The organism is Kitasatospora sp. NPDC008050 (genome assembly GCF_042957465.1).
Classification (GTDB): domain Bacteria; phylum Actinomycetota; class Actinomycetes; order Streptomycetales; family Streptomycetaceae; genus Kitasatospora.
Map to the genome: position 1 here is coordinate 282,157 of NZ_JBIBIJ010000001.1, position 14,729 is coordinate 296,885.

16 protein-coding genes are annotated in these 14,729 nt (G+C 71.2%); 6 read left to right on the top strand and 10 right to left on the bottom strand.

What is annotated here, in order from left to right:
* Nucleotides 1–2 precede the first annotated feature (2 nt).
* A complete protein-coding gene (locus tag ACFZB9_RS01140) occupies nucleotides 3–1,382 on the top strand; it encodes a diaminobutyrate--2-oxoglutarate transaminase family protein (RefSeq protein WP_391442688.1) in 1,380 nt (459 codons plus the stop codon).
* Between the two features lie 2 nt (nucleotides 1,383–1,384).
* Entirely contained in the window at nucleotides 1,385–1,531 is a 147-nt protein-coding gene (locus ACFZB9_RS01145) for a hypothetical protein (protein ID WP_391442690.1), read from the top strand.
* A gap of 49 nt (nucleotides 1,532–1,580) precedes the next feature.
* Here the strand turns inward: ACFZB9_RS01145 and ACFZB9_RS01150 are convergent, their stop codons facing one another.
* The 5 genes from ACFZB9_RS01150 to ACFZB9_RS01170 all read right to left on the bottom strand — a co-directional run bounded on the left by ACFZB9_RS01150 (nucleotide 1,581) and on the right by ACFZB9_RS01170 (nucleotide 6,352).
* Complete coding sequence (locus ACFZB9_RS01150; protein WP_391442691.1) at nucleotides 1,581–1,802, bottom strand: DUF397 domain-containing protein; 222 nt, start codon at nucleotides 1,800–1,802, stop codon at nucleotides 1,581–1,583.
* Between the two features lie 455 nt (nucleotides 1,803–2,257).
* Nucleotides 2,258–4,255 (bottom strand): serine/threonine-protein kinase, encoded by a 1,998-nt coding sequence (locus tag ACFZB9_RS01155; RefSeq protein WP_391442693.1) that lies wholly within the window; start codon nucleotides 4,253–4,255, stop codon nucleotides 2,258–2,260.
* A gap of 435 nt (nucleotides 4,256–4,690) precedes the next feature.
* Nucleotides 4,691–5,008 carry a hypothetical protein gene (locus ACFZB9_RS01160; RefSeq protein WP_391442695.1) on the bottom strand — a complete coding sequence of 106 codons (318 nt, stop codon included), beginning with the start codon at nucleotides 5,006–5,008 and terminating at the stop codon, nucleotides 4,691–4,693.
* 125 nt (nucleotides 5,009–5,133) lie between these two features.
* The gene (locus ACFZB9_RS01165) at nucleotides 5,134–5,484 is read right to left on the bottom strand and encodes a DUF397 domain-containing protein (protein ID WP_391442697.1); all 351 of its coding nucleotides are present in this window, start codon (nucleotides 5,482–5,484) and stop codon (nucleotides 5,134–5,136) included.
* Between the two features lie 7 nt (nucleotides 5,485–5,491).
* Complete coding sequence (locus tag ACFZB9_RS01170; RefSeq protein WP_391442698.1) at nucleotides 5,492–6,352, bottom strand: helix-turn-helix domain-containing protein; 861 nt, start codon at nucleotides 6,350–6,352, stop codon at nucleotides 5,492–5,494.
* Between the two features lie 333 nt (nucleotides 6,353–6,685).
* On the opposite strand from ACFZB9_RS01170, the gene ACFZB9_RS01175 reads away from it, so the two are divergent.
* Nucleotides 6,686–6,919, top strand: a complete 234-nt coding sequence (locus ACFZB9_RS01175) for a hypothetical protein (protein WP_391442700.1) — start codon at nucleotides 6,686–6,688, stop codon at nucleotides 6,917–6,919.
* Nucleotides 6,920–7,125: 206 nt separating this feature from the next.
* Nucleotides 7,126–7,356, top strand: a complete 231-nt coding sequence (locus tag ACFZB9_RS01180) for a hypothetical protein (protein ID WP_391442702.1) — start codon at nucleotides 7,126–7,128, stop codon at nucleotides 7,354–7,356.
* Between the two features lie 261 nt (nucleotides 7,357–7,617).
* Here the strand turns inward: ACFZB9_RS01180 and ACFZB9_RS01185 are convergent, their stop codons facing one another.
* Nucleotides 7,618–8,970, bottom strand: a complete 1,353-nt coding sequence (locus ACFZB9_RS01185) for an alpha/beta hydrolase family protein (RefSeq protein ID WP_391442703.1) — start codon at nucleotides 8,968–8,970, stop codon at nucleotides 7,618–7,620.
* Between the two features lie 191 nt (nucleotides 8,971–9,161).
* Between ACFZB9_RS01185 and ACFZB9_RS01190 the strand changes: the two genes are divergently transcribed.
* Nucleotides 9,162–9,890, top strand: coding sequence for an LON peptidase substrate-binding domain-containing protein (locus ACFZB9_RS01190; RefSeq protein WP_391442705.1), 729 nt, complete (start codon nucleotides 9,162–9,164; stop codon nucleotides 9,888–9,890).
* Between the two features lie 81 nt (nucleotides 9,891–9,971).
* Nucleotides 9,972–10,466, top strand: coding sequence for a Cys-tRNA(Pro) deacylase (ybaK, locus tag ACFZB9_RS01195; RefSeq protein WP_391442706.1), 495 nt, complete (start codon nucleotides 9,972–9,974; stop codon nucleotides 10,464–10,466).
* Here ybaK and ACFZB9_RS01200 read toward each other — a convergent pair.
* The 4 genes from ACFZB9_RS01200 to ACFZB9_RS01215 all read right to left on the bottom strand — a co-directional run bounded on the left by ACFZB9_RS01200 (nucleotide 10,419) and on the right by ACFZB9_RS01215 (nucleotide 14,648).
* Nucleotides 10,419–11,579 (bottom strand): hypothetical protein, encoded by a 1,161-nt coding sequence (locus ACFZB9_RS01200; RefSeq protein WP_391442708.1) that lies wholly within the window; start codon nucleotides 11,577–11,579, stop codon nucleotides 10,419–10,421. The genes ybaK and ACFZB9_RS01200 overlap by 48 nt on opposite strands.
* Nucleotides 11,580–11,615: 36 nt before the next feature.
* Nucleotides 11,616–12,422 carry an ABC transporter permease gene (locus tag ACFZB9_RS01205; protein ID WP_391442710.1) on the bottom strand — a complete coding sequence of 269 codons (807 nt, stop codon included), beginning with the start codon at nucleotides 12,420–12,422 and terminating at the stop codon, nucleotides 11,616–11,618.
* Entirely contained in the window at nucleotides 12,419–13,372 is a 954-nt protein-coding gene (locus tag ACFZB9_RS01210) for an ABC transporter ATP-binding protein (protein ID WP_391442711.1), read from the bottom strand. The genes ACFZB9_RS01205 and ACFZB9_RS01210 overlap by 4 nt, the downstream gene beginning before the upstream one ends.
* 82 nt (nucleotides 13,373–13,454) lie before the next feature.
* A complete protein-coding gene (locus ACFZB9_RS01215; RefSeq protein WP_391442713.1) occupies nucleotides 13,455–14,648 on the bottom strand; it encodes an NYN domain-containing protein in 1,194 nt (397 codons plus the stop codon).
* Nucleotides 14,649–14,729 lie beyond the last annotated feature (81 nt).

Below are 14,729 nucleotides of genomic sequence, written 5' to 3' on the forward strand. Positions count from 1 at the left end.
CCATGACCTCGTTCCACCAGCTCGACGCCCTGACCACCCCCCAGGTGACCGGCGACCTGCCGGGCCCCCGCTCCGCCGAGTTCCTGGCCCGCCAGCAGGGCTACGAGTCCAACGCCCGCAGCTACCCCCGGCGCCTGCCCATCGCCATCGAGCAGGCCGCCGGCAGCCTGGTGCGGGACGTGGACGGCAACGTCTTCATCGACTTCCTGGCCGGCGCCGGCGTGCTCTCGCTCGGCCACAACCACCCCGAGCTGGTGGCCGCCGTCACGGCGCAGCTCGGCGTGCTCACCCACGGACTCGACTTCCCCACCCCCATCCGGGAGGCCTTCGTCGAGGCCCAACTGGCCCTGCTGCCGGAACCGATGCGCGATCGGATGAAAATCCACTTCTGCGGGCCCACCGGCGCCAACGCCGTCGACGCCGCGCTCAAGCTGTGCAAGACCGCGACCGGCCGCGGCGACGTCATCACCTTCCAGGGCGGCTTCCACGGCAGCAGCCACGCGGCGATGGCGCTCACCGGGCTGGTCTCGCAGAAGCGGCCGATCGCCAACGGCGTGCCCGGCGTCCACTTCTTCCCGTACTCCTACTGCGCCCGCTGCCCCCTCGGTCTGACCCCCGACAGCTGCGCCACCAACTGCGTCACCTACCTGGAGCGGGCGCTGACCGACGGCAACGGCGGGGTGCCGCTGCCCGCCGCCGTGGTGATGGAGATGATCCAGGGCGAGGGCGGCATCATCCCCGCCACCACCGACTTCGTCCGCCGGGTCCGCACGCTCACCCGCGAGCTCGGCATCCCGCTGGTGGTCGACGAGGTGCAGACCGGCTGCGGACGCACCGGGACCTGGTTCGCCTTCGAGGAGTACGGCATCGAACCGGATGTCATCATCGCCTCCAAGGCGCTGAGCGGTATCGGCACCCCGGTCGCGCTCATCCTGTACGACGCCGCGCTCGACACCTGGGCGCCCGGCGCCCACACCGGGACCTTCCGCGGCAACCAACTGGCCTTCGCCGCCGGGGTGGCGGCCGCCCGCATCGTGCGGCGGGACGACATCCTGGGCAACGTCACCCGGCGCGGCGAACAGATCGCGGACCTGCTCAAGTCGCTGCTGGACGACCCCTGGGTGCTCGACCTGCGTGGGCGCGGGCTGATCTGGGGCATCGAGTTCGCCGACCCCGCAACCGGTCGGCCCGCGGGCGCGCTCGCCGCGGCCGTCCAGAGCGCCGCGCTGCGCCGCGGGCTGATCGTGGAGGTCGGCGGCCGCGAGGACGGCGTGGTGCGGCTGATGCCCCCGCTCAACGTCACGGCGGCCACCGTGGAGACCGCCTGTTCGATCCTGCTCGCCGCGATCCGCTCCGCGAAAGCCACTCACCAGGAGGTCTGAGCATGAGTCTGATCGTGCACAAGTACGGCGGCCCGCCCACCCTGCGCGCGCTGCGCCAGGAGTGCGCCGATCTTGGCGTCGAGGACCTGCGCCAGGAAGAGCGGACCGGCGAGCTCTCCCGCCCCGGCCTGCCGGCCACCTGCCACTGAGAGCCCTCTGGGCTGGTGGCCCCGCCGGGACCACCAGCCCACATTCAATTCAGCAGCCGCCCACCCCGAGCCCGTCACCACCCACCGCACCGGCGAACGCGACCCAAGCCTCCCGCGAGAACCGGAGGGCAGGACCAGCCGGGTCCTTGCTGTCCCGTACGGCGATGGCACCGGAAACGGCGGCGCACTCCACGCAGGCGTCCTCCTCGTTGCTCCAGCTCGACTTCTGCCAGACCACCGGCAGAGCAGAGGAGTTGGGAAAGTTGCTCATTTGATTGTGTCCCTCTTCTCGCCCGTCGTGCACTACGGCGACGGCGCCACTCAGCTGTAGGTTCCCACGTTCCATGGCCAATTGGCCCCAGGTGACCTGCGGAGACTCAGAGCCGCAGGGTGGCTGGTGAGCAGGATCTTCCACTTTGGGTGGCCAACTTGCCTGGGAGTCGGTGCCTGGCGACACTGCTGGAGTACTAGCTGGTAGCGATCCCTGCCGCAGATCACACGGCCCGAAAAACCGACGCTCAGGCCGGGCCCAGCATGCCCACCCCGAGCGTCGGACCGGCCCACGCCCGCAGCACCGACGCCGCCTGTCTCGCCAGCGCCCTCGACCGACTCAACCGACTGCAGTGCCGCGCTGACAGCCTCGACGGCTTCTTCACCGGGACCGGACTCCCCCTCGAATCTCCAACCGTCATCACCTTGAAGCGCCGAGGTCGGTAAACGCCAAGCTCAGTACTGGTTGCCCTGGTAGTTCTGCGGGCCCGCAGCGTCGACTGCGGCGCTGGCGGCGGCATCCGTCCAGGGCTCGACGCTCCCGTCGGTGGTCAAGCTGATATAGAAGGCCCAGGAGTGGATCAGGTAGCGGTGATGGTTGGTGATGTAGCCGGATTGGGTGGCTCGGCTGGTGTTCACGTTGCCGTCGCAGAGTTTGGAGCCGGCACCGGTTCGTGGACACCAGATGCCCCAGGCATCGCTGGTTGCGCTGGTGAGGGTGTTGTGGCCCGCAGTGGCAGTCGGAGTGTCTGCCATCGGCTCCACAAGGACGTCCACCAGGATGCGTGCCTGCGAGTCGGTGTAGGTCCCTACGACCTGGTTCGTGCAACTGCCGTTGCGCAACACGGTCTGTACGTCCTGGCTCTCATGACTGGTCAGGCAGCTCTGCAGCCCGCCGCTGGTCATGGTGTAGACCACGCCTTTCGAATCGGTGAAAGATTTCGGCAGCAAGGCGTCACTGGCCAGCGGGGTTTGATCGGCCTGCGCGTTGTCGAGCGAGTGCGGGTCGAAGTGAGGGGTGGGCTTGCTGTAGCTCGGCGGAGCGTAGGTGAATGGCGTGTACGGGGTGTCTGAGGTGGGGGTGGTGGGGGTGGTGAGGGTGGTGGGGGTGGTGGGGGTGGCGGGAGCCGGGGATGGCGTGGGGCCTTGGCCAGTGTTCTGGTCCAAGGGCGCGGTGCAGAGCTGGACTTGCCGCCCAGCAGGGCCGGCCTGGATGGCACTGTCGGTGAGGCTGTCCCATCCCGTGACGGCAGTGCAGGGGTCTCCCGGGGCAGCAGCGGAGGTCTGCCCGAGCACCTTGCGGTCGGCGGATGCCGAGAAGCAAGGCACCTTGACCCAACCGCGCTTGGGGTCCTGGTGCAGACAGTCGCCCTCCTGCGCGGAGGTAGCGTCATCGGACAGCCCGAAGCTGTCGGTCACGTACGTGGCGAAGCCCCGGTTGCCGTGGTAGAGCGCGACGACGCCGGCGATGAGGGCCAGGACGAGGACAGCGGCGGCCATGGATTGATTTTGATTTGGCGTCACCTTTTTGGGCTTCGGCTTCGACCTCGCCGCAGGTGCGGATCGCGGCGAGGATCCGGGCGTTGGCTTCGGCATGACGGCGGTAGGAGCAGATGGCGGCAGGACGACCGTGGTCGGCTCGTTGAGCAGGCCGCGCGCCTTGGCGATGGTTGGCCGATCTGCCGGGTTCTTGGCCATCAGCTGGGTGATCAGCGGTCCCATCCACTCGGCGCGCCGTGGTGGCGGGGCCTCGTCGCCAACCACCGCGTGGAGTGATCCGAGGGGACTGTCCCGCCGGAACGGTGAGACTCCTTCGAGCGCGTGATAGAGGGTCACCCCGAGCGAGAACAGGTCGCTCTCCGGTCCACCCTCCTCGCCACGGGCCCGTTCAGGCGCTATGTACTCGGCCGACCCGATGATCACGCCCGTGGTCGTCAGGCCGTTGTCGGGTTGGAAGTGTGCGATGCCGAAGTCGGTGAGCAGCACCGCCCCGTCCTCGGCGAACATGATGTTGGCGGGCTTGACGTCCCGGTGTACGATCTTCTCGTCGTGCGCGGCTTCGAGCGCATCGAGTAACGCGGCGGCGATGCGTTTGACGGTGCCTACCGGTAGCGGTCCGTCGGCCAGCGTATCGTGGAGAGAGCGACCGCTGATGAACTGCATGACGATCCAAGGAACTTCGTGCACAATCAGGAAGTCGTGGACGGTCACGATGTTCGGGTGGTCGCGCAGCTTCTGGGCGTTGCGGGCTTCTCGCTGCGACCGTTCGAGATGACGGCGGTACAGGGCCTCGCTCGGAGCGAACGGGAGTCGAACCTCCTTCAAAGCTACGAACATGTCGCGGAGCTCCAGGTCCTGTGCCAACCAGACCCGTCCCGCCCCGCCGGCTCCGAGCACCTTGACCAGACGGTAGCGATCCGCGATGACCGTTCCCGGCTCTGGGTCGAGCCTCATGCATCCCCCGATGTCTCCCGGTTGCTGAATCCGCGGTCGGATTAGCGAACGCGAACGGGCCTTTGCCACGCAGTCGTTGGCAAGGGTCAAGCAACAGAGGAAGGTTGACCAGGCCTGGCGGCGCAACGACCGGCGGTCATTGGTGGCCGGTCCACCCTGCCTGGGCAGATGCATCTACATGCGGTGCCGCCGTGCCGGTGATCAGACGAAATCGGGCACACGGGCGAGAGACGTTCACGGTCCGCTCAACGGACTTCTCACTCTCATCGCTTCTGATGTCTCGTCATATCACCGCTGGCGGCGGTCGCCAGGGTGGGCAACTGCTACTCCGGCCCTCAGGACCGACCTTCACCGGCGGCCTGGACCGGACACGCGCCGCGGCAGCGGCCGGGCATAGGGGTCTGCGGGTCCTGGCGTCGCTGCTCCTGCTGGACGTCATCCCTGTCGGGCCGCTGTGCGGAAGTGGCAGTGGAGGGTGCGGTCGCTGAAGCCCAGTTCTTTGGCGATCATGCGGACGCTGTAATTGCCGGCGGCGAGCATGGCCTGTGCGGAACGAAGGTGGTAAAGCTCGAACCGGCGGTCCCGGATGGACGGAGTGTCCGACCAGGTCCGGATGGGGATTCCCATCTTCCTGGCCCGCTGGCCGAGGTAGCGGGCTGAGGTGCCGATCTCGGCGGCCAGGTCTGCCAGGGTTCGCTGGCGGACTATGTACGGGAGGGCTGCGGCGGGTATGGAAGACGGCTCGTCTGTCACCCACACGAGGGACAGGCGAGCCGTACGCCACACAGGCGCACAGGTCTTGTGGTCACCTATGCGTCGCAGTGGCCACCCAGTGGCCACTAATCCTGAGAATTGGTCACGCCGTCTGAGAAGCTACATCAACGGATGAGATCGAACTCCCGGCCCCTGACGCCGCTGAGGAAGCAGTCGAACTCGTGCCGAGAGAAGACGTGCACCTGTCCGGCAGGGTCAGCAGCATCACTCACGGTCACTTCGTCCTCTATGAAGGCGAGTTCGATGCGGTGACCGACATACTGGCTGTCTCGCAAGCGGGCAAGCCAACTCATCCACACGTGGGTCGGATAGACCTGTGCGGGAAGCTCGGGATGCTTGCTGTCGCGAAGCGCGACCGCGCTGTCGAGGAACGCAACCTCGAAGCATCCCTGCGCGGTCTCACTCGCCTTCGCCTTGAACCAGCGGGCAGTGCTCGTGTCAGGTCGGGCTGTCATGACGAACTCACATCTCCTGGCGGACGGTTCGCAGGAATCGTCCCGTGTCGGCTGGGTCGAGCGCGACCCCCAGCAGCCGACCGTAGAGTTGGCTGAAGCGGCGCGTGTCATGCGGTTTCTGCAGGTAGAGATTCCCGCCAGGTGTGTCGCAGTAGACCACCTCGGGCTCGTGCGGGTCAGGGAAGTCAATCAGCGTGAACCCACCCGCGAGCGATCCGTGCGAGCCCTTGGCGAATGGCAGCACGTGCAGGGTCACGTTCGGCACCTCTTCAGCAAAGTGGATCAGCTGGTCGATCTGGCCACGCGTCACCTCTGCTCCACCTGCCGGGCGCCGGAGGCTGGCCTCATCGAGGACAACCTGGAGGTCAAGGGGATCCGGCCGCCGTTGCAACACGTCCTGTCGCGCCAGGTGAGCAGCAACGAGTTTCGCGATCTCGCCCTCGCCGGCAGTCGGCAGGCCCGCGCGGATGATCGCATGCATGGTGTCCGCGGTCCGCAGCAAGCTGTGGACGATACTGAGGGCGAACACCCGAAGGGACCGCGCAGCCTGTTCCAACCCGAGATACGTCTCCAAGTCGGGCGGAAAAGTGGCCTCGTGCGCCGTCCAGACCCCACCGTCCGGAGCCTCCCGAGCCAACGCGGTGAGCATGACCCGCGTCTCGTCCGGCGCACCGTAGGTGTCCAGCAGCCCGGCCAGCTCAAGCTTGTGAGCGTCGCGCAGACCGTTCTCGATCCGACTGATCGTACTGTCAGAACGGCCGATGGCGCTGCCCGCCTGCTCGATGGTCAGGCCGGAAGCTTCACGCAGTTCCCGCAGGATGCGGCCGATCCGCCGCCGCTGCTGAACGTGACTCTTGGGCTGTGCCACCCGCACCCCTCCCCTCAGCCTGCGAGGCAATCTTGCCCCAGAACGCGGGGTAGGCGGAAGCGAACTCCCCACGAGTCCCTCCCAGGTAGGAAGATTCAGAAGTTTCTGTCTGACTTTTCAAGCAGAAGTTGCACTCAGAAGTTTCTGTGCTTCATCCTAGGGCTACAACTCGTGATGAGGCGATTGCTCATCGTGATCAAGCTCAACCTGGGCACCCCCGCGCGCCGCATTCGATCAGGCAGATCGGGCCCCAGGGCGCCGCGCCTCGAAGTACCTCAACATGAGCTCACCCAGCAACAGCAGTCCATACGGACCGCGCAGGGAGACGACACCATGACCCCCACCCCCTCCCCCGACCACCCTGAGCAGCAAGCCTCTGCCGCCGCACGAGGGTTGAACACCGTCCTCGCCGAGGCCGGGCTCCTCCTCCCCTCCGTCGGGGTGGACTGGCCCACCATCACCGGCGATGTCCTGGTCACCCTCGGCCGGGCCCGCCCCGAGCTGGTGGTCTCGATCACCGACCTGCTCCGCGACGGCCTGAACGCCCGCGCCCAGCACAAGCCTTGATCCCCACCCGACCCATCAGCGGCGCGCCCCCAGCGCGCCGCCCCTCCTGGTGGACCCGCTGGACTTCGGCCCCGCCCCGGCGCGCGGAGCACCCGCCGCGCACCCCACCACTCACGCGCGCCCCCCGAACCACCCCGTCCCGGGAAGGTCGGCCCTGCCCGCTCGGCTGGCCGAACTGCCCGGTGTGCGAGAGGAACTGAACCACCATGCAGCAGAACGAGAACCCCAGCGCCATGTCCCTGCGGGTCTACCGGATCACCCCCACCGGCCGGCGTTTCCTCCTCTCCACCAGCACGATCTCCGCCGGTGAGCCCTACACCCGCCCCCTCACCGATGTCTGGCCGGACTGCGTCTGCCGCCGCTGCGACCCCCTCCGCAGGCGCCGCCAGCCCTCCGAATCCCTCGCCGAGTACCGCGTCAGGCAGCACCACACCTGAGCCGCACACCCCGGATACCACCGGGCCCAGTCCCGGTTCCGCGGCGCGACCGCCCCGCCCCGCCCCGCCCCGCCAACGGGCCCTGCATCACGCGTGGCACTGCGCAAGCCCAGCAATTCGGCACGACCACTCTTGCTCCGGCTGACGCTGTCCCAGAGGTGACCATGGCCCCCATACTGTCCGCCGCACCGCCCGCCCGAATCCTGCGCAGGGTCCAACTCGGCTCCCCCGTCCGGTGGATGGGGAGCCGTCACCACCGAGCTACTGAACGAACTCCACGTCCGGGTGCGCCGCCGACGGCCCGTCGAGCAGGTGGTCGTCCGTGCCCCGCAGCCAGCGGTCGAAGAACGACGCCAGGTACGCCCGCTGCTCGGCGACGGCGCGGGTGGGCGCGATGGTGCCGAGGGCCTTGGTGACGGTGACCGGCGGGAGGTTCAGCTGGCGGACGATCTGCGGCAGCATCGACTCCTTGTCCGTGTAGGTCGTCTCGGTGGAGCCGCACAGGGTCAGGTCGCGGTGCCAGCCGGTGCTGTGGTTCCACAGGGCGTCCCAGGACGGATTGGTGTGGATGTCGTCGCCCTGGCTGCCCATCAGCAGCATCGGGCGGTCCACCCCGTCGGTGGCGGCCGTGGAGGGGTTGGCGGGGTCGTTGTTGTCCCCGACGTAGCCGAGTAGGCCGTCCAGGTCGGCGGCGGCCTTGATCCGCGGGTCGTCGTGCATCGCCTGGGTCGCCGTGAAGCCGCCGCCGGACTGGCCGAACATGCCGATCCGGTTCGGGTCCAGCGCGCCGGCCAGCCCCTTGGGCAGCTGCTGGTGGTCGGCGTCCGGGTTCTGTCCGGCGGCCAGTGCGTCCAGCTGGTCCAGGACGAAGCGGGTGTCGGCCACCCGCACCCCGACCACCTTCTTCAGCAGGGCGGTGATCTTCGCCGGGTCGTTCCCGACCTGGCCGAACTGGTCCAGCAGGACGCTGGTGACCACCCGGTGGCCGGGGAACTCCACGGCCGGCGCCTCGTAGGTGTGGTCGATGGTCACCACGACGTAGCCGCGCGAGGCGAGGTCGTCGGCCAGGGTGCTGTTCAGCGAGCGGGGATCGCCGGCCCCCGGCGAGTAGAGCACCACCGGGAGCGGACCGCCGCGCCGGTCCACCGGCGCGCCCTGGTGGGCGTGGGTGAGGGTGGCCGACCAGTCGACCTGGTCGAGCGGCACCCCGTTGGCGTTCAGGTACTGACCGGGGAAGGCCGCCGCCTCGCCCGCCGTCAGCTGCGGCGCGAGCGGGTAGCGGTCGGCGTCCCGGGCCGGGTAGCGGATGCTGACCATCAGCTCGCGGTAGGGCTGCGTGGCGACCCACGGGTCGGGCCGCGAGGTGTCCGTCAGGTGCAGCGAGACCGTGCCGACCTGGTGCGGGCCGCTGGGCGCGGGCAGTGCGACCCGGGCCTGCTGCGTCGGACCGGCCGCCGCCACGGTGGCCGGCCCGCCCGTCCCGGGCTGCGCCGAGGCGGCACCGGCCGTGCCGACCACGCCCATGGTGGTCAGCAGGGCCGCGGCGAGCACCAGCCCGCTGCGCGGCCGACGACGCCGGGGGGTTCCGGTGACGGCTTCGATCATGGCGGACATGGCGCAACTCCCTTGTCTGGTAGGCGACGGAGCCGTTCCGCCGCTGGACCAAGACTTTCGCAGTCGCCCGACCGGAAACAGCGTGGCAACACCCCGGGCGGAGGTGGTGCCAGCACGAGTGACGACTTGGCGGAGCAGCGCGGCGGCCTCCGCGCGTCGGGCTGACACCGCGGGCGGCTACGCTGTGCGCCGTGACAGAACGGCTGCCGATCTTCCCGCTGAATGCCGTGCTCTACCCCGGACTGGTGCTCCCCCTGCACGTGTTCGAGGAGCGCTACCGCCGCCTGGTCGCCGATCTGCTGGCCGCACCGGACGACCAGCCGCGGCGGTTCGGCGTGCTGGCGATCAAGGACGGCCGCGAGGTCGCCCCGGTCACCGAGAGCGACAAACCGGCCGGACCGCTGGGCGGCCTCGGCACGGCGAGCGGCGATCCGCTGGAGGCGCTGCACCACATCGGCTGCGTGGCCGACGTCGCCTCGATCACCCCGCAGCCGGACGGCCGCTACGAGCTGCTGGTCACCGGCACCACCCGGTTCCGGCTGCGCGAGGTGGAGACCGGCGGCCCGTACCTGGTGGGCAGCTGCGAGCTGATCGACGAGGAGCAGGGCTCCGGGGCCGGCGCGCTGGCCGGCGGCGTGGAGCGGGCGTTCCGGGCCTACCAGAAGCGGCTGGCCGGTGCCCGGCAGGCCAGCCTGACCGGTGAGCAGGAGCTGCCCGACGACCCGCAGGTGCTCTCCTACCTGGTGGCGGCCGCCTCGGTGCTGGAGGTGCCGGTCAAGCAGCAGCTGCTGGCCTGCCCCGACACCGCGACCCGGCTGAGCACCGAACTGGAGCTGCTGCGCCGGGAGACCGCGCTGCTGGCCTGGCTGCCCTCGGTGCCGGCGGTCGAGCTGACCCGCCAGGCCTTCAGCCCGAACTGAGACCCCGAGCCGAGGCCCCGAACCGAGGCCCCGAACCGAGGCCCCGAACCGAGGCACCGAACCGAGAATCCAGGAGCGGCGATGGCGAAGGCGAAGAAGAGCAAGGGCGGCACCCCCGCCACCGTCACCCTGGAGGCCGCGGGCGTGCCGTTCACCCTGCACGCCTACGAGCACGACCAGGCCGCCGCCTCCTACGGCGGCGAGGCGGCCCAGGCGCTGGGCGTGGACCCGCTGCGGGTCTTCAAGACACTGGTGGCCGAGGTGGACGGTGCCCTGACGGTCGGCGTGGTGCCGGTGGCCGGGCAGCTGGACCTCAAGGCGCTGGCCACCGCCGTGGGCGGCAAGCGCGCGGCGATGGCCGACCCGGCGGCAGCCGAGCGCAGCAGCGGGTACGTGCGCGGCGGGATCTCGCCGCTGGGACAGCGCAAGGCGCTGCCCACGGTGCTGGACGCGAGCGCGCTGGCCCACGACACGATCTACGTGTCGGCGGGCCGGCGCGGTCTGGAGGTCGAGCTGGCGCCCGCCGACCTACTGCGGCTGACGGGTGCTGTCAGCGCCGAGATCGGCCGGGGCTGACTGCCCGCCCACCGCCTGGCTGCCGACGCTCGTCCCGGCCACGGCCTGGCTGCCCACACCCTGACCACCCACGGCCTGGCCGCCCACACTCTGACCGCCCACGCTCTGGCCGCCGACCGCCTGGGCACCGACCACGGGCCCCGGCCCCGACGGAGCGTCCGGGCTCCCCGAAGCACCGGCGTCCCCGGATGCGGCGGCCTCACCGGCCGAAGAACCCTCACCCTCGGCGCCCGCCGGCGGCTTGAGCTCGTCCACCGGCCCGCCCGCCGAGGGCAGCACCGGACCGGCCCAGTACGGCGGCGGGTCCTGCTCGCGCTTGCCGAAGGCTGCGGTGAGCGCCAGCAGCGCCAGCAGCGCGGCGAACGGCCAGGCCAGCAGCGCCCCGTGCGCGCTCAGCTGGAGCGCCTCGTTGAAGGTGTGCCCGTCGCCGACCTGCTTGGCGTGGCCGATCAGGTCCTTGGTGGGGCCGAGCTCGATGCCCAGCGGCCAGGCGATCAGCGAGCCGGCCAGGCCGCCCACCCCCAGCATCACCGCGACCACGATGCCGCCGCCGCGCTGCCGGGTGTAGAGGAACGAGCCCACCGAGGTGATCAGGCCGAAGGCCAGGCCGAGCAGGACGAAGGTGCCGTCCGCGCCGGCCCGCTGCTCGCCCTCCGGGTCCACGTACAGCACGCTCTGGCCGTGCACCACGAGCGGTACCTCGGGCGCCAGCCAGTACCAGAGCGCCCCGAGCAGGACACCGAGCACCAGGCAGGCGCCGAGGATCGGAGCGCCGACCCGGAGCTCGCCGAGCAGCCGGGTCCAGCGGGTGGACGGCTGCGGGGCCGTCGCCTCCAGCACGTCGCCTCCCTGAGCAGCGCCCTCGGCAACACCGCCCGGAGCAGCACCGCCCAGCGCAGCACCACCCGGAGCAGCACTGCCCTCGGCGGTGTCAGCCCCCGGACCAGCCGGCGAGACGCCCTGAGCTGTGTCACCGGCGCCCTTCGGTGGCCCCCCGGCGCCCTTCGGCAGGCCGCCGGACGCGTCCTGGTCGGCCCCCTGCGGCAGGTCCTCGGAGATTCCCAGCGGGTTGCCGCCCTGAGGGGCACCCGGAGGCGTGTTCGGTACGGTCACGTCACCCATCGTTTCACGCCGAGTGCCCAGATCCGGCTAGCGGGTCGTGGCGCGGCGGTAGGACCATGTCGCGATTGCCAGCGAGAGCACGCCGACCCCCGCGCAGACGGCCAGGTCGGCCAGCACCAGCGCCCAGTCGGGCCGGCGCGCGAAGGTGGCGGCGAAGGCGTCCACCCCGTAGGTGGACGGGAGCAGGGCGCGCAGCGCCCGCACCGCCGCCGGCAGGTGCGAGGCGGGCAGCACGCCGAGCAGCAGCGCGGCGGACATGCCGAGCTGGCCGGCCATGGTGGCCAGCTCCTGCTTGGGGGCGAGCAGGCCGAGCGCCGCGCCGATGCCGGAGAGCGCGGCGCCGGCCAGCGGGACCACCACCAGCAGCACCCACAGGTGCGCCGGCGAGAGCCCGAAGAGCACCGCGCCGAAGCCCGCCGTGACCAGCGCCCCCGGCAGCGTGAAGGAGGCGTAGGCCGCCGCCGCGCCGAGCACCACGGAGGCGGCCGGGACCGGCAGCGTCGCGTAGTGGTCCAGGCCGCCGGTGGCACGCAGCCGACCGAAGTACTGGGCGAGCAGGTTGAGCGCCACGAAGGCGACCACCAGCACGCTGGAGCCCGCCACCACCGCGCGCGCCGAGGGGTTGTCACCGCTGTCGACCACCCCGCGCATCATCACCAGGATGCCGATCGACTGGAAGCTGGCGACGAACATCAGTGGGATCCGGGCCACCTTGGCGCGGGCCAGCTGGGCCCGGTAGACCGCCGCGAGCGCGGGCAGCAGCCGGGCCGCGGGCGCCAGCGGAGCGGCGGCGCGGGTGGTGGCCGGCGCGGGGGTGGGGGTGAGTACGGTCACTTCGCCAGTCCTTGATGGCGGCCGCCGAGCCGGAGGTAGACGTCCTCCAGGCTCGGGGTGGCCAGGGTGAAGTCGTCCAGGGCGGCGAAGGCCGGCCCGGTGGTGACGGCGGCGACCAGCTCCCTGGCCTCCTCCGGTGTGGTCCGCACGGTCCAGCGCCGCCCGGTGCGTTCCGCGCGCTCGGCCAGCCGGGCGACCGCGGACACCTCCAGCGGCGGCTCGCCCCGCCAGACCAGGTCGAGCCGGACATCGCCGTCGACCAGCGCCTTGAGACCGCCGGGGGTGTCGCAGGCGATCACCCGGCCCTCGTCCAGCACGGCGACCCGGTCGAGCACCGTCTCGGCCTCGATGACGTTGTGGGTGACGAGCAGCACGGTGGTGCCGCGCTCGGCCCGGCGGCGGTCCACGGCCGACCAGACGGCCCGGCGGGCCACCGGGTCCATGCCGGTGGTGGGCTCGTCCAGGACCAGCAGCGGGCGCTCGCCGACCAGGGTGGTCGCGAAGCAGGCCAGCCGGCGCTGCCCGCCGGAGAGCTTGGCCAGCGGGCGGGCGGCCAGCGGCGTCAGGCCCAGTTCGTCGAGCACCTCGGCGCTCGCCGAGCGGGCGGCGGCGCGGCTCAGGCCGCGCAGCCGGCCGGTGGTCTCGGCGGCCAGCGCCACCGTCAGCTCGTCCAGTGCGGTGGATTCCTGGCCGAGGTAGCCGAGCAGCCGGGCCGCCCGTTCGGGGTGGCGGACCACGTCGTGGCCGAGGATCTCGACGCTGCCGGCGTCCGGCCGCAGCAGCCCGGTGAGCTGGCGCACCAGGGTGGACTTGCCGGCGCCGTTGGGGCCGAGCAGGCCGAAGATCTCGCCCTGGCGGATCTCCAGGTCGACCCCGTCATTGGCCCGGATCTCACCGTGGCGCTTGGTGAGGCCCCGGACGGAGCAGCAGGGCAGTGGGGCGTCACTCACGAGCGAAGACTCTACGCGCCGATCATGAGGATTCCGGACCAGGGGCCCGTTCGACGCCACCCCCAGCCTCGGACTCCCCCGATCAGTCGTCCACCACGATCAGCTCGCCGCCCGGCACCCGGGCCGCCAGCTCCTTCCAGAAGCCGGCCCGGATCGCGTACCGGTCGTGCTCGTCGATCTGGTCGTCCTTGTGTGCGAGCAGGCCGAACCGGGCCGCGTAGCGCAGCAGCTCGCCGTCCACCCGGTGCGGGATGCGCGGGTAGTCGGCCCAGATCGGGGTGAGCCGTTCGCGGTCGCCCAGCCGGTCGGTCCAGCGGCGGGCGAAGACCTGGCCGACCTCGTGCGGGTCACCGCCGATCGCGGTGATGTCCTCCTCGCGGTCGGCCCAGCGCTGCTCGGCGGTGGTCAGCTGGGCCAGGGTGGGCAGCGCGTCGGCGGCGGTGGGCGCCTCGGCGGGCGGCCGGTCCACCCAGCCCCGGTCGGATGACCAGCGCAGCACCGGGCCGTTGCCGGCCCCGGCGGGCGGCTGCTGGTGATGGTGCGCCTGGGCGGTGCGGCCGGCCAGGTCCTTGGGGGTGGGGACGACCTTGAGTGCGGCGGGCGGCATCGCGGCCGGGGTGGCCGGCTGCTCGGGGTTCTCGGCCGCTGCGGGGCGGGCGGTCGGCGGGGCGGCCAGGATCTTGGCGATCTCCGGGCGCGGCCCGGCGGGCGGGAAGGCCACCGCGGGTTCGCGCAGCCGCACCGAGCGGGTGATCCACTCGCGGTCCAGCACCCGGCGCTCGTCGGCCTCGCCGACCAGGTCCTCGGACTGGTTGAAGTCGCCGTCGGCGGCCTGCAGCGCCCACAGGTGGACGGCCACGCCGTGCTCCTTGGCCGACATCATGCCGGGCAGCAGGTCGCCGTCGCCGGTGACCAGCACCACGTCCGCGCAGGCCCGGTTGCGGGCCAGCTCGGAGAGTTCGGCGTGCATCGCGGCGTCCACGCCCTTCTGCACCCAGCGGCCCTCGGCCCGGGTGAGCGCGCCGAGCCGCACGGTGACCCTGGGCAGCACCCGCAGCCGGCGGTGCTCGGGCATCGGGCGGCGTTCGGGGGCCGCGTCGAACCAGTAGATCCGCAGCAGCGGCAGGCCGGTCTCCTCCTCGGCCCGGTCGCGCAGCGAGGCGATCAGCGCGGTGTGATCGACCGTCACCCGGGAGCGGGCGGGCTCCCCGGCCAGCAGGCTGGCGGCGGCCCCCAGCAGGTATCCCGCATCCACCAGGACGACACAGCGGTCCATGAGGTACCCCTCTTCCTGTGCTCTGCCGCTGAGCACGGGCAGTTCGTGCAGTCTGCCCGAGCGAGGCTCACCTGGGCACCC